At 43.8% G+C, this 14,105-nt stretch carries 12 protein-coding genes; 5 read left to right on the top strand and 7 right to left on the bottom strand.

The genetic code is table 11. The annotated features are described in order from the left end of the window. Positions 1–117 precede the first annotated feature (117 nt). Positions 118–576, bottom strand: coding sequence for a hypothetical protein (locus JMX91_RS12000; RefSeq protein WP_201549332.1), 459 nt, complete (start codon positions 574–576; stop codon positions 118–120). Between the two features lie 126 nt (positions 577–702). Further along, the gene (wrbA, locus tag JMX91_RS11995; RefSeq protein ID WP_160022606.1) at positions 703–1,320 is read right to left on the bottom strand and encodes an NAD(P)H:quinone oxidoreductase; all 618 of its coding nucleotides are present in this window, start codon (positions 1,318–1,320) and stop codon (positions 703–705) included. Between the two features lie 256 nt (positions 1,321–1,576). Here wrbA and JMX91_RS11990 point away from each other — a divergent pair, with 256 nt between their 5' ends. The 3 genes from JMX91_RS11990 (at position 1,577) to JMX91_RS11980 (ending at position 6,198) form a co-directional block, all read left to right on the top strand. Next, positions 1,577–3,160 (top strand): YihY/virulence factor BrkB family protein, encoded by a 1,584-nt coding sequence (locus tag JMX91_RS11990; protein ID WP_201549331.1) that lies wholly within the window; start codon positions 1,577–1,579, stop codon positions 3,158–3,160. After that, entirely contained in the window at positions 3,153–4,769 is a 1,617-nt protein-coding gene (locus tag JMX91_RS11985) for a DUF2254 domain-containing protein (protein ID WP_227679402.1), read from the top strand. Before JMX91_RS11990 ends, JMX91_RS11985 begins: the two co-directional genes overlap by 8 nt. Positions 4,770–4,923: 154 nt before the next feature. Beyond that, positions 4,924–6,198, top strand: a complete 1,275-nt coding sequence (locus JMX91_RS11980) for a cation:proton antiporter (RefSeq protein WP_201549330.1) — start codon at positions 4,924–4,926, stop codon at positions 6,196–6,198. 79 nt (positions 6,199–6,277) lie between these two features. Here the strand turns inward: JMX91_RS11980 and JMX91_RS11975 are convergent, their stop codons facing one another. The 3 genes from JMX91_RS11975 to JMX91_RS11965 are packed head-to-tail and all read right to left on the bottom strand — an operon-like array spanning position 6,278 to position 9,162. Beyond that, entirely contained in the window at positions 6,278–6,763 is a 486-nt protein-coding gene (locus tag JMX91_RS11975) for a DUF2127 domain-containing protein (protein WP_413786797.1), read from the bottom strand. 55 nt (positions 6,764–6,818) lie between these two features. Further along, a complete protein-coding gene (locus JMX91_RS11970; RefSeq protein WP_201549328.1) occupies positions 6,819–8,030 on the bottom strand; it encodes a dihydroorotase in 1,212 nt (403 codons plus the stop codon). 58 nt (positions 8,031–8,088) lie between these two features. After that, complete coding sequence (locus JMX91_RS11965; RefSeq protein ID WP_201549327.1) at positions 8,089–9,162, bottom strand: aspartate carbamoyltransferase catalytic subunit; 1,074 nt, start codon at positions 9,160–9,162, stop codon at positions 8,089–8,091. Positions 9,163–9,551: 389 nt separating this feature from the next. Between JMX91_RS11965 and JMX91_RS11960 the strand changes: the two genes are divergently transcribed. Further along, positions 9,552–10,535 carry a class 1 fructose-bisphosphatase gene (locus tag JMX91_RS11960; RefSeq protein WP_201549326.1) on the top strand — a complete coding sequence of 328 codons (984 nt, stop codon included), beginning with the start codon at positions 9,552–9,554 and terminating at the stop codon, positions 10,533–10,535. A gap of 105 nt (positions 10,536–10,640) precedes the next feature. Next, a complete protein-coding gene (locus JMX91_RS11955; protein ID WP_201549325.1) occupies positions 10,641–11,435 on the top strand; it encodes a TrmH family RNA methyltransferase in 795 nt (264 codons plus the stop codon). A gap of 206 nt (positions 11,436–11,641) precedes the next feature. On the opposite strand, the gene JMX91_RS11950 is transcribed toward JMX91_RS11955, so the two are convergent. After that, positions 11,642–12,574 carry an electron transfer flavoprotein subunit alpha/FixB family protein gene (locus tag JMX91_RS11950; protein ID WP_201549324.1) on the bottom strand — a complete coding sequence of 311 codons (933 nt, stop codon included), beginning with the start codon at positions 12,572–12,574 and terminating at the stop codon, positions 11,642–11,644. 151 nt (positions 12,575–12,725) lie between these two features. Further along, on the bottom strand, positions 12,726–13,475 hold the full coding sequence (locus JMX91_RS11945; RefSeq protein ID WP_201549323.1) for an electron transfer flavoprotein subunit beta/FixA family protein: 750 nt from the start codon (positions 13,473–13,475) through the stop codon (positions 12,726–12,728). Positions 13,476–14,105: the final 630 nt, after the last annotated feature.

Raw genomic sequence — 14,105 nt, 5'->3', positions numbered from 1 at the left:
TAACTAATCTACTTATCTTGACAGTTATAAACAAAAAAGCGGCGCCCCAGATGGAGTGCCGCTTTTTTATGGTTTTAGATCGATAGGTATAGCTTATTAGGGTTTAGATAACTTCAATTATTGACGAGGTTTCTTCACAACATTGTTCATCGAAGGCAGGCGTTTAAGCAGAATAAATAGCCAAACATTGATAGCAAGCAATAGTAAGAAATCCGCTAAATACACAGCGATTTCAGCCCAGCTACTGCCATATATACGAGTAAACAGCACCACGCCACTTGCACCCAAATATACTAAGGTAAACATACTGCTTATCAACAACGCATAAGGGGAACGACCGCGCAATATCCATGGCGTCAAAATCAACGCTGGCACTAGCCATAACGCCTGCCAAGCAATACCGCCAACGATATCAGGGCTGCTAGGGTTGAATACGTTAATAAAAATAGGCAGTCCAAGCAATCTATAAACGAGCCAAATTAACCACGTAATCTTCAAGCGCTGTGCAATAGGTGCGATAGGTGCGATAGGCTTAACCGTTTTAAGAGGCTTTGTATTAGAGCGGGTTGTGGCCATTAGATATTTTGATTTCCTAAATGAATAATATAATGCTTAACATTAATAAGTAGTTCTTTGTTATACGCAAGCAATCATAGACTTTGAGACTCAGACGCTTCTAGACCGCAGGTTTATAAAAGTTACTTATCGGTTCCAATTAGCCTGTGCTAATGCAGCCGCAGTAATCGCTAAACGGCGTCCCTGCGCAATACCCAAATCTCGCTCATCAGCAGATACTGGCTGATCATGCGATGCTCCGCTGACATGACTGGCACCATAAGGCGTGCCACCGCGATGAGTGCGGTTCAATGCTGGCTCTGCATAAGGCACCCCTACGATGACCATACCATGGTGCATCAACGGCAACATCATCGTCAACAATGTTGTTTCTTGGCCACCATGCATGGAACCTGTCGCCGTAAACACTGAGGCTGGTTTGTTTTGTAGGTTCCCTGCCAGCCATAAAGTCACGGTATTATCCCAAAAATATTTCATGGGTGCGGCCATATTACCAAAATGCGTTGGGCTACCAAGCGCTAGACCGCTACAGTCTTTTAGATCGTCCATCGTACAGTACAAGTCGCCTTCATCAGGTATCGCAGGCTTGCTTGACGTGGTTTCAGGTGCCACTGTCGGTACCGTACGGATACGCGCAGTCATGCCAGCATCTTCAATACCTTGAGCGATAGCATATGCTAATGTCTTAGTCGTACCGTAATTAGAATAATAAAGCACCAAAACATAAGGGTCGGTCTGACTCATTAGCAAAGCTTCCTTATAAAAACGTCAGTCGTACTGGCCACCAAAAATGCGGCGAAATATACGACTAACTGGCATTGTAGAATATGTGCACATTATGCCCGAGTCATTCACTGTCATGCAAATAACCATGATTGATAACCTGACTTATATTGTATCTGATGTGCTACGCGGTGCATTTTGACACAATTAAACCGCAGATGATAACCGTTCATCTTTGTTACACTATTGTCACTCTTACTTTTGCTTAATGGTCGACATGGAAAAATTATCTCAAAAACTCCCGTTTTTACAACAGCGCTGGTTTCAGTTTTTACGGTTTTTGACTCGGCATTTTTTTGAAGATAATTGCCAGCAAAAGGCAGCTTCACTGACATACACTACTATGCTGTCGATCGTGCCTGTATTGACGGTATTACTGATGATTTTGTCATCCGTACCAGCACTCGCATCGGTTAGAGCGCAGATTTATGACGTCATCTATAGCAATCTGTTACCGCAATCGAGCATGCAAGTTAGTGAGTATATTAATAGCTTCGCCGAAAAGTCATCCAATCTAACCATCATCGGTGCCATGATTTTATTCTTTACGACTATCATGACCTTGACCACTATTGAGCGCGCGTTTAACCAGATTTGGCGAGTAGAAGACCGCTCGGGTGGTATCAAAAGCATGCTGCGCTATTGGACTATCGTTACTTTGGGACCTTTGGTATTGGGTACCGCTTTTATCGCTTCCAGTACTGTACAGAGTCTGAGCTTTCTCAATCGTCAAATTGCAGGCTACGGTATCGACTGGAGCTTTTGGGTACAAATGGCATCGATTGGTATTACGATGGCGGGCTTTATCGGTATGTACTGGTTTATTCCAAAGGCGCGCGTACCGGCAAAAAATGCAGCCATCGCTGGCGTGTTTGTGGCCATTGTCTTTGAATTAATGAAGCATCTGTTTGGTACAGTAATGGCTAACTTTACCAGCTACGAAGCGATTTACGGTGCCTTTGCTGCACTGCCTATCTTTCTACTATGGATTTATCTGTCGTGGAATTTGATTTTATTAGGCGTTGAGATCAGCTATACCTTGACGATTTTTGAGACAGAAGAAGTCTACCCTCGTCACCCGTTACTCAGCTTGTTAGATATGTTGAATTTGGTCTATACCCACCACTTAAAAGGTGAAGCCGTTAGCGAGCAAGCACTGCGTAATGTCTTAGGTCGCAAAGAGCTGCCGAAATGGTATACCTATATCAACTACCTGCAAGACAGCAATCTTATCACCATGACAGATGATGATGACTACGTACTCAAAAGAGACCTGAGTAGAATGACGTTATGGGACTTTTATCGTACCTTGCCCTACCCACTTCCTATCAAGGACGAGTTGGATGAGATGAAACTGGAAGGTCAAAAGCCTTGGCTAAGTTTACTGGTAAAACGCTTTGAGAATACTGAAGCGTACGCCAAACAGCAACTGCATCTGCCGCTAAATGCTATTTTTGCCAATAGTGAACCGCGCAAACAATCTACTAGTAAGCATGGCGATGACCGTAAACTATTTAGAAAAACCTCTGCCGCCACTGAAAATGTACAACGACATGATAATCTAGATAGACATGGTGAGAGTGCTTACAACGGTAATGATCCACATCTAGAAGCATCACCGCACCTAGAACCGATGGCTTATGACAAAGACAGCGATATTGAGTACGACGATCACGACAACGAAGCCATCATACCTTTAGGGACTAGTGAGAGTCATACTGAGACAGATATGACCAGACGTGCGCACAAAAACGCTATTATTACAGAAGCAGATAACCCTAAGGCTCATCACAGTGAATAAAAACGATGGAGACAGTGTCTGGACACGTACGATCAATGCAGGTCAAAACAGGCTTAGGCAGTTCACTAAGTTGTGGTCAATACAAACGCTGACCGATTTGCCTGATCGCTTAAATAATTTGTGGCAGTGGCTGATTGGCTCCTATTGGTTTATCCCAACCGCTTGTGTCATTGTCGGTATTTTACTTGCTCCTTTATTAGTCGCGATTGATCAGCATTTTGATCGTGAAACGGTAAAAGAGATCTCCTTTGCCTTTACTGGTGATGACGAAGCGGCACGCGCGATTATGACAGCCATCGCTGGCGCTGTACTGGGCGTAGCAGGCACGACGTTTTCGATCACGATCGCCGTACTGTCTATGGCATCCTCGCAGTTTGGTCCGAGGCTATTGCGTAACTTTTTGACCGACACTCCAAATCAGTTTGTCCTTGGCGCTTTTATCGGTACATTTAGCTATAGCTTACTGGTATTAAAGTCTATCCATAAGTCTGACGTAGCTTTTGGTGTGCCGCAATTGGCAGTGACCTTTGCCATTATCATGGCGATTATCTGTGCGCTGCTCTTGGTTTATTTTGTACAGCATATGGTGCATGCTATTCAGGCGTCACACGTCATTCAAAATGCTAGCAACGATGCAATTGCAAACATTTACTATTGGTATAACGATCGATGTGATATTCAACATCAACGCGATGCTGAGCACCATGATATCGAGCAGTTCCAAAACTGGCCTGCTATGCCGATTTATTCACCAAATTCAGGTTATCTACAGCAGATTTATCTTGAATCATTGATTGCGCTGTCACAGGATTATGGTGGCGTGGTACAAATGCATGTCAACCTCGGTAATTACGTCACTGACAAAAACGTCATTGGTTACTTTTATCAGCGGCCTGCATCTCATCCAAATAATCGCCAAAGGACAGCGACCCCGCATCTGGCAGTAATTCCGAGATCGCCCGATGGACTGTTTTGGCAACGTCTTGCAGGTTGCCTACGACTTGAGCAACGATTGGCGCACTCTAACGACATTGCCTATAGCTTAGGTCAAATGACGGAAATTGCTGTACGCGCACTGTCCCCTGGTATCAATGACCCAAAGACTGCGGTCAATTGCGTTCAGTCTCTAACCAGCTGTCTGAGTATTATGATGCGTCGCCAGCCACCGAGCCCTTATCACTTTCACATACCGCAATCAGACACTAACGATAGCTCTGAAAATACTATCAAACAGAAGCGACTGGCCATATTGGCACTAGTCACTCATATTCCAAAGATTTCTGATTTTATCAATGTATCACTCGGTGAGATACGTCGTTATGCAGCTGCTGACCTAATGGTCTTAAAAGCACTATGTCAGGCAATGGTCAATCTGAACTATGCTCGGGTGAACAGCGCACAGCAGCAAACGCTATTACATGAATTGCATCTGATTCAGCGAGCTGGTGAAGAGAATTTAAATTATCAGGAGCTAGTCGACGACTTGGCCGCTATGTGCGAACAAGCCAAGCAATTTATCCTTGATAAGGATGCTCAGCACAAGCATTTTAATTATGTCAGTGAGTTTGAAGCGGATATTCGTCAAGCGTTACAGACACAGTCTAGTTAATTACATGACCAGTTAGCTGTTTAAATAAATAGTAATATCAGCCCTTATAAGTACATTACTTATAAGCACAACACCTAGAGCTAACAACACTTACAACGTCCCTATAAGCCCTGCGCTTTAGATACTGTTTATATTCATATGAGACCTACTTTTTATGGCATCTGCAACCAGCCTCACCATTCTAGAAATCAGCGCCATATTTTTATCGATTACTGCTTCGTTAACTTATATTAATCACCGTTTTATTGGTCTGCCGACCACTATCGGTGTCATGGTCATCTCTATCTTACTGTCAATCGGTGCGATATTTTTGGGCTTCTTAGGGTTTGATCAGCTGATCGATTACGAAGTCAGTTTATTGGAGCAGCTTGATTTTACCGAAGTACTCTTAGACGGCATGCTATCGATGTTGCTATTTGCAGGCGCATTACACGTCAATATTGGTGATTTAAGACGCTACAAGCTACCTATCGGCATCCTTGCAGGACTTGGTACGATCATATCGGCGATGCTCATTGCGACCGCAATTTACTTTATGTTGCCGTTGTTTGGTTTCGGCCTGCCGTTTCTCTGGTGCCTGTTGTTTGGGGCGCTTATCTCCCCTACCGATCCCATTGCTGTGATGGGCATTCTCTCATCAGCAGGTGCTCCAAAGAGCATCGAGACCGTCATCGCTGGCGAGTCATTGTTCAATGATGGTATCGGCGTGGTCATCTTCGTTTTATTGCTAGGGATTTTATCTAGCGGTGATATCCCGACTGCCAACTACGTCGCACATACTTTGGCGGTTGAAGCTGGTGGCGGCGTTGTATTCGGACTGGTACTTGGTGCGATTTTGTATTACTTGCTCAAGAGCATTGATAGTTATCAAGAAGAGGTGCTATTAACATTAGCAGGTGTCATTGGTGGCTACGCGCTAGCCAGTCATTGGCATTTATCAGGGCCACTTGCCATGGTCATGATGGGCCTAATGGTTGGTAATCGTGGTCGCGAGCTAGCCATGAGTGATAAGACACGGCACTATATTGATTTGTTCTGGGAATTGATTGATGAGATTTTAAACGCCATTTTGTTTGTACTCATCGGTCTAGAGGTAGTGATGATTGCTTATTCAGGCAATTTATTTATAGCGAGTGGTTTGACGATTTTGATCGCGCTCGTTGCCAGATTTATCGTGGTAGGCATGACGACAAAAACCTTTCACCGTCAGCTTGATTTGCCTACGGGCGCATGGAAAGTCCTAACGTGGGGCGGTTTACGCGGTGGTATCTCAGTCGCGTTAGTATTACAGCTACCTATCGGATCTGAACGAGAGATTCTATTGGCACTCACTTATGCAGTGGTTATTTTCTCTATCTTGGTACAAGGTCTGAGCGTTGGAAAAGTCGCTAAAAGCATTCGTACGGATGAAAAAACAGCAGACGTATAAGCTAAAAATATTTCAGGCACAAAAAATCCAGCATAAGATACTTGTCTTATGCTGGATTTTTTTAACCTAAATTTAAACGCTATATCAAGCCCTTTCGTTTCATATTGCGATAAACCACAATAATAATGAGCAGATTAGAAACCAATATTCCAAGCTTAAACCAGTCAAACGGGCTAACGATCAGATAGTAGATTTCTATAGGAATAAATACCCCGTAGCCCAGCACCCCAAACCAATACGCCCATGTTTTGTCATGCCATAGGCCATAGGCTTCGAGGAAGCGCAAACTGGCATAAGCGAATATCAATAATAAAAACATCGGCCAGTTTTTACTTGCCTGCTGAGCAATACGTACGGCACTATCGATTTGCGGGGCAAGCATATGGCCGAAGCTGCGCTGCCAAGTAATCGTTGCGGTCGTCAGCCAATGCTCAAGATTGGTATGCCACCACCATAATGCCGCTGCTCCTAGTAACGCACCAACCCCTTTGACTACCTCATAAATGGCCACTGCTTTGATAGACTCACTCGCCGTACTGCGCGATTTTTTTTGCTGACCATTCATAGTAACCCCTTTATCCTTCGAGGATGGCGGCAGACGGTCATCCTGTCGGGGCAAATTAGCCAAAGAATGTCTCCACAACACGTCCTTGCAACTGCTGATTGAAAAACGGCGTGTTTTTACCACTTGATAGCATCGATTGCGCGGTTACTTGCCACTCAAGGTTAGGATCGACCAATACTGCACCGCCGATAGCTTCATACTGCTCACTAATACCTGCGATTTTTGCAGGATTTAGGCAGATTTTATCTACTAATTGCGAGAGTGTTAAGACATCGTCATTTACCAGCTGACATGCTAGCGCCATAAACGTATCAAAGTTTGAGATACCTGGCGTACTTTCAGCAAATGGTGCTTTTTTGGCGGTGCTATTTAGTGGCTCGTGATGACTACAAATAGCATCGATAGTACCATCCTTTAATCCACGGCGGATTGCCTGCTGATCCGTATTACTACGCAGTGGTGGCAGCACATATGCCTGAGCATTAAAGCCTTCAAGATTGTCATCAGTTAAGTACAGCTGATGCATCGCAACATCACAAGTCACTGGCAGACCTTTATCTTTTGCCCAGCGCATTAGCTCGATAGAGGACTTACATGATAACTGGCTAAAATGAGCAGCGATTCCAGTCTCTTCAACCATCAGTAGCTGCGTAGACAGTGCAACAGTTTCCGCAATCCAAGGAATCCCTTGCAGACCATGATAAGAAGCAATATAGCCCTCATGTGCCACGCCATCTCCAGACAGACTTGGCTCATCGGGATAAAAGAATACTTTCATGCCAAAAGTCGCCGCGTATTCTAACGTGCGTAGCAATACTAAATCATTACGAAAAGGTCTACGCGCATTGGATACCGCAATACAGCCGCCCTTTTTAAGCCCTGCAATGTTAGACGGTCGTTCGCCCTCTAACCCTGTGGTCAATGCACCCAAAATATGCAAGTAAATACCGCCATCACTCAAGGCGCGCTCACGTAAACCTTTCAAGAGTGAACCATTTTCTAAAATAGGATTGGTGTCAGGCGGTGTGACTACATGCAAAAATCCATTACCACGAGCTGCGCTGCCTTCTGACTTTAGCGTACCGTGTTGCTGTTGGCCTGGCTCACGCAAGCGCGCGCACAGATCTACTAGTGGTGGTAATAACCACATCTCACGGTCAGAATCGAGTGTAGACAGTTTTTCTATTGCAGTTTGTGGCAATGCATCTTTAAATGCTTTTGGTAAATGGTCAAGAATGGGTGCATCCGTATTAAGCATGGTAGACATAACGTTATTACCGTATCAATAAAATGAAATAAATGAGAATAAGTCGCGCAGCAAGCTGTTACTTGCCAGCCGCTTGATGAGCACGCTGACCTTCCATCGCAAGCGACAAGACCGCCATGCGAATGGCAATACCGTTATTTACCTGCTTTAAGATAACGGATTGTGCGCCATCAGCCACACTAGAGGCAATCTCAACACCGCGGTTCATCGGCCCTGGATGCATCACCAATGCATCTGGCTTGGCAAGCGCTACTCGCTCTGGCGTGATCCCATAATGCTTATAGTATTCACTTGATGATGCCAATAGCGGCGAACCGATACGCTCATTTTGTATTCTTAATCCCATGATCACATCACAATCCGTGACGCACTCATCCATATTTTCATATACTTTTACGCCAAAACGCTCAATACCTTTTGGCAGTAAAGTGCGCGGCGCACAAACACGGATGTCGGTCACACCTAGCGTTTGCAGTGCACTGATATCAGAGCGTGCTACGCGTGAATGCTTAATATCACCAACGATTGCGATAGACAGCTCTTCAAATGGTCGCGGTGCCTCACGATGAATAGTCAACATGTCGAGCATTCCTTGAGTAGGATGCGCATGCCAGCCATCACCACCATTAATGATAGCGATATCAGGCGTCACTTCTGTCGCCATAAAATGTGCGGCACCTGATGCTGAATGGCGTACTACAAAGATATCTGCCGTCATCGCCTGTAGATTCCACAGCGTATCGCGCAGACTCTCGCCTTTTTTGGTACTAGAACGTTCGATATCGATATTGAGCACATTAGCACCCAAGCGCTTTTCGGCAACCTCAAATGTCGTCCGGGTACGAGTCGATGGCTCAAAGAACAAATTCATGACCGTATAGCCGTCTAACTCAGGACGGTTGATTAGCTGTCCATTTTCATCAAAGAATGTCTCTGCTTTTGCGATAATAGCTTTGAGCTGTGCTTTATTAAGACCTTCAACACCCAAGAAATGCCTGATACTACCATCTGTGTTGAGCTGCGGACGACTCAATGACGTATTGAGCCTTTGATGTATCGTACTGGGATCAAATTTTGCATAATCAGTCGGTGAGACTGGTTGTGTAGCGCTACTATCGATAGAATTTGACATAATGGCGAGTCTTTATTGTGGGTTTATATGAGTCTATAGTAATCACTTATTCATCTTTGTTCGATCATTTATCACTGATAGGTATAGATACAAAGGACATTTTGACGCTTATTTGCTACAATTTACCGTAATCAAATTCGACCAAAAAATAGCCTCAGCAGACAATCAGAAAGCGTGAGTAGACATGCTGTATTCTCATAGAGAATAATTCTGACAAAACTATAAATGAATAACAATAGATATAGTGTAGCCGATTTTGTGGTCGGGACAAAGATGCCGTATTCGCTATTTAAGAATTTACCTATTTCAGGTGTGCTAAATGCCTCCTACTTCTTTACTTTGACACCTATCCATTCTTTTACTTTCCAAACCCTTTATTAGGAAGCCTTATGACGACCTTAGCAGACTATCTAAACCAACATGCCACTAGCCCTGCACTTAACGACGTGATTACCACCGTCACTGATGTCGGCAAGACAATTTCACAATTGCTCAGAAAAGGTGCTTTAGCAGACATTCTGGGCGAAGCTGGTAATCAAAACGTCCAAGGCGAAGATCAGAAAAAACTAGATGTACTGGCCAATGACTTATTGCTAGATGCATTGGCAAAAAATGCACATTGTGCTGGTGTTGCGTCAGAAGAGCTCGATGACGCGACCCCTGCTAATGACGATGGTAGCCTATTGGTACTATTTGACCCATTAGATGGCTCATCAAATATCGACATCAATATGGCAGTGGGTACGATCTTTTCTGTGTTACCGTATGAGCGCCAAGGTCAAACCAGTGAAAACAGCGACTATTTGCAAGCAGGCAATAAACAGCTAGCAGCCGGTTATCTGCTATATGGTACCTCTACTGTCCTAGCGCTAACTATCGCTGATAAAGTCGTGATGTTTAGCCTAGATCCTGAGACGTCTGACTATGTGCTGATAGAAGACGATGTGCAAATCGATGCCGATACGAGCGAATATGCGATCAATAGCTCAAATTATCGCTACTGGCGCGCGCCGATGCAGCAATATATTGATGAGTTAATCGCTGGCGAGACTGGGGTACGTGGACGTGATTTCAATACACGCTGGGTAGCCGCCATGGTTGGTGACGTCCATCGTATCTTATGCCGCGGTGGTTTGTTCACTTATCCGTTTGATACCAAATATGCTCATAAAGCGGGTAAACTACGCTTGATGTATGAAGCCAACCCAATGAGTTTATTGATTGAACGCGCGGGTGGCGGTGCGACAGACGCTGTCAATCGTATCTTAGATATCGAACCGACTGATATCCATCAGCGTGTACCAGTGGTACTCGGTAGCAAAAACGAAGTCAATTATGTGAAAGATTTACACGTAAATTATTCTGAAAAATAATTGATCGACGCATCTGTTAAGAGTAGCCAACGTAATGCTAAATCAATAATAGGCATTGTGCTGGTTATCTAAACGACTCCTTTACTCTTCTCTAAGCGATCCACTATGGTATTAAATCCCACCGAGCTGATTACCTCAGATAAGAACACAACAGTGAAGCTTGTAAAAGCACTGTTGTCCCAAGCACGCCAGCGTAAAAAGAACGGTCAGACAGTCATAGAAGGCGTCCATTTGATAGATGCTGCGCTGCGTAGTGACTATCCTTTCGTCCAGATACTACTGTCTGAATCAGCGCGTAGCCACCCTGAAGTTCAGCAGATATTGACTCGCCTGCCCACTTATACGCCTATTCTGACTTTGTCAGATTCGCTTTATGAAAGTATTCGTAGCTTGGGTACTGGCATCAACATCATGGCAATGATCAAGGTGCCTGAGCCTAATTTAACAATGATTGATGAGGACTGCTTAATCTTGAACGACGTGCAGGATAGTGGGAATGTTGGTACGCTACTACGCACAGCAGCAGCCGTTGGTATCCACAACATCCTATGCACCAGTGCGACCGCTCAAGCTTGGTCTCCCAAGACGCTACGAGCAGGTATGGGTGCACAGTTTGCCCTGACTATTTATGAAGGCTTGAGTACGCAAGATATTTTGGATCACGTACAATTGCCGCTTTTGGCGACTAGCTCACATACAGATACTATCATTTACAATCACGACTTATCTGCGCCTGTGGCTTGGATTATGGGTCATGAAGGTCAAGGCGTTAGCGATAAGCTAATGCAATGTGCCACGCCGATAGCATTACCGCAGCCAAACGGGCAAGAGAGCTTAAATGTAGCGATTGCAGGGTCTTTATGTCTGTATGAGACCTTACGACAAAGACAATACTCTTAACGTCCATTTATACCTGCTATTAGAACCCAATCTATCAAGCATAAAAAAACCCACTACCAATTGATAGTGGGTTTTTTATTATCTGTCTACTACTGATATAATCAAAGAAGTCTAAAACGGATACAAGGCAGCCAACTGCAGATTGTACAAGTAGTACATCTAAGGAGAGTAACGCCGTAGTCGTTTAGTAGTTCTGTGACTATATATTAAACCTTACTAGTAAGCTCAGGTAGCGCTTCAAATAGATCTGCTTCTAGGAAGTAGTCAGCAACGCTAGCGATAGGGGCTTCTGGGTCATTATTGATAGCAACGATGACTTTAGAATCTTTCATACCAGCCAAATGCTGAATCGCGCCTGAGATACCAGCGGCGATATATAGCTGCGGTGCAACGATTTTACCCGTTTGACCGACCTGCATATCGTTTGGCACGTATCCTGCATCAACAGCCGCACGTGATGCACCAACAGCTGCGCCTAGTTTGTCAGCCAATGGCTCAATGTATTTAGTAAAGTTTTCACCATTTGCCAAGGCACGACCACCAGAAACCACGATACCAGCTGAGGTCAATTCTGGACGATCAGACTTAGCCATTTCTTCGTTCACGAAGCTAGCTTTGCCAGTTTCTTGTACATTATCGATAGTTTCAACAGTCGCTGAACCACCTTCGCTTGCTACTGGGTCAAACGCAGTCGTACGTACGGTTAGTACCACTTTGTCTTCTGTCGTTTTTACGGTTGCCGTTGCATTACCTGCATAGATAGGACGCTCAAACGTTTGCGCATCGACCACACCTGAGATTTCTGACAGCATGCTGACGTCAAGTAACGCTGCAACGCGTGGCATAAAGTTTTTACCAGTCGTGGTCGCAGCTGCTAGGATATGGCTGTAATCACCAGCCACATCAGCAACCAATAGTGCCACATTGCCCGCCAGTTGATGCTCATAGGCTGCATTGTCAGCTAATAGTACTTTTGTCACGCCTTCTGCTTTTGCTGCTTCATCAGCGACTGCTTGAGCACCACTACCTGCCACTAATACATGGATGTCGCCACCGATTTGCTTAGCAGCAGCGATGGTGTTCAAAGTTGCCTTTTTTAGACTGGCATTGTCATGTTCTGCATATACCAAAATTGCCATGGTTTTAATCCTTTATTTATTCGTATTATCTATTCATGCGGTTGTTTGTGTACAAAGCCCTTTGAGCAACTATCGTTTAATATAAATAAAGCAGTCAAATTCTTAGCTTTGTACAGGATATGCCGTAACGAAGTATCTAATCATTGAAAAATTAAATGACTTTTGCTTCGTTTCTTAGCTTATCAACCAACTCATCAACTGACCCTACTGTAATACCAGCTTTACGTTCAGCAGGTGGCACGACTTTAATAATCTCTTGCTTAGATATCATATCGACACCGAAATCTGCTGGCGTTTTTTCATCAAGTGGCTTTTTCTTTGCTTTCATGATGTTAGGCAATTTAGCATAACGTGGCTCATTCAAACGTAGGTCAGTCGTGATGACTGCTGGCAAATCAAGAGCAACTGTTTGTAAGCCGCCATCGATTTCACGCGTTACGTTTACTTTGTCGCCTTCAACTTTTACTTCTGATGCAAACGTACCCTGACCGATACCCATCAATGCTGCTAGCATTTGACCAGTTTGGTTGTTGTCATCATCAATCGCTTGCTTACCTAATAAGATGATATCAGTGCTTTCAGCTTCAGCGATGCTTTTTAGAATCTTAGCAACTTGTAAAGGATATGGCTTTTCGTCACTTACGACTAACACACCACGGTCAGCACCTAGCGCTAGGGCTGCACGAATCTGCTCTTGTGACTCTTTTGGACCGATTGAAGCAACAATGATCTCATCAATGACGCCAGCTTCTTTTAGGCGAACCGCTTCTTCTACTGCGATTTCATCAAAAGGGTTGATTGACATTTTAGTGTTTGATAAGTCAACGCCAGAGTTGTCGGCTTTTACACGAACTTTTACGTTATAATCAATGACACGCTTGACCGCTACTAATGCTTTCATACGTTCCTCGTTTATTAATGTTATGAGTTAAAAATTGTCACTTAAGAACCAAAGGTTCATTGTGGTTCAAATTGTCGTTCAAAATACTGCTCAAGGTTATTACTACATCAACAGAATATAGTTAACTAAGAAAGACGAGCCAATATCTAAGAGCATATTAGCATTGTATCTCTTACTAATGAAATCTGCTAAAGCTAAGCCAACCGTTATTATCAGACCTATGTATCTTGCGTCAGCAGGCAGATAAGGTCAAGACAACGCCGTGAATAATGCGTCATAAATTTGTCAACACTCTATAATAAATAGCCTATAAGCACATCGTTTCACGATTTTTATTATTCAGTAGCTTAAAATACTCGTACCTTTATAGCATTCTAAGCCTTAGCTTTACTTAATATTTTGTTATTATTTATCTCTTCAAAGTTAACGGATGAGAATATTTAGGCAATCTAGACCTGCGAATTAACATTCTTACTAGCACCAAGCAATAATTCGCTATCACGTATAACCAATCCCACTTAAAAGTGTTATAAACTAATTATCAAACCTAATTGCTATCATAAAGACCATGACTTACTCATTAGATTTTCGTAAACAAGTACTAAAAAGCTTAGACGAGGGTATGACCTT

The organism is Psychrobacter sp. Pi2-1 (assembly GCF_904846645.1).
Taxonomy (GTDB): domain Bacteria; phylum Pseudomonadota; class Gammaproteobacteria; order Pseudomonadales; family Moraxellaceae; genus Psychrobacter.
This window is presented reverse-complemented; position numbering and strand designations above follow the sequence as displayed.

Bases quoted from the DNA above. Each gene is read 5' to 3' on its own strand.
- JMX91_RS11990 (WP_201549331.1), top strand. From the start codon at position 1,577: ATGGAAAAATTATCTCAAAAACTCCCGTTTTTACAACAGCGCTGGTTT.
- JMX91_RS11950 (WP_201549324.1), bottom strand. From the start codon at position 12,574: ATGGCAATTTTGGTATATGCAGAACATGACAATGCCAGTCTAAAAAAG.
- JMX91_RS11970 (WP_201549328.1), bottom strand. From the start codon at position 8,030: ATGTCTACCATGCTTAATACGGATGCACCCATTCTTGACCATTTACCA.
- JMX91_RS12000 (WP_201549332.1), bottom strand. From the start codon at position 576: ATGGCCACAACCCGCTCTAATACAAAGCCTCTTAAAACGGTTAAGCCT.
- JMX91_RS11945 (WP_201549323.1), bottom strand. From the start codon at position 13,475: ATGAAAGCATTAGTAGCGGTCAAGCGTGTCATTGATTATAACGTAAAA.
- JMX91_RS11955 (WP_201549325.1), top strand. From the start codon at position 10,641: ATGGTATTAAATCCCACCGAGCTGATTACCTCAGATAAGAACACAACA.
- JMX91_RS11980 (WP_201549330.1), top strand. From the start codon at position 4,924: ATGGCATCTGCAACCAGCCTCACCATTCTAGAAATCAGCGCCATATTT.
- JMX91_RS11960 (WP_201549326.1), top strand. From the start codon at position 9,552: ATGACGACCTTAGCAGACTATCTAAACCAACATGCCACTAGCCCTGCA.
- JMX91_RS11975 (WP_413786797.1), bottom strand. From the start codon at position 6,763: ATGAATGGTCAGCAAAAAAAATCGCGCAGTACGGCGAGTGAGTCTATC.
- wrbA (WP_160022606.1), bottom strand. From the start codon at position 1,320: ATGAGTCAGACCGACCCTTATGTTTTGGTGCTTTATTATTCTAATTAC.
- JMX91_RS11965 (WP_201549327.1), bottom strand. From the start codon at position 9,162: ATGTCAAATTCTATCGATAGTAGCGCTACACAACCAGTCTCACCGACT.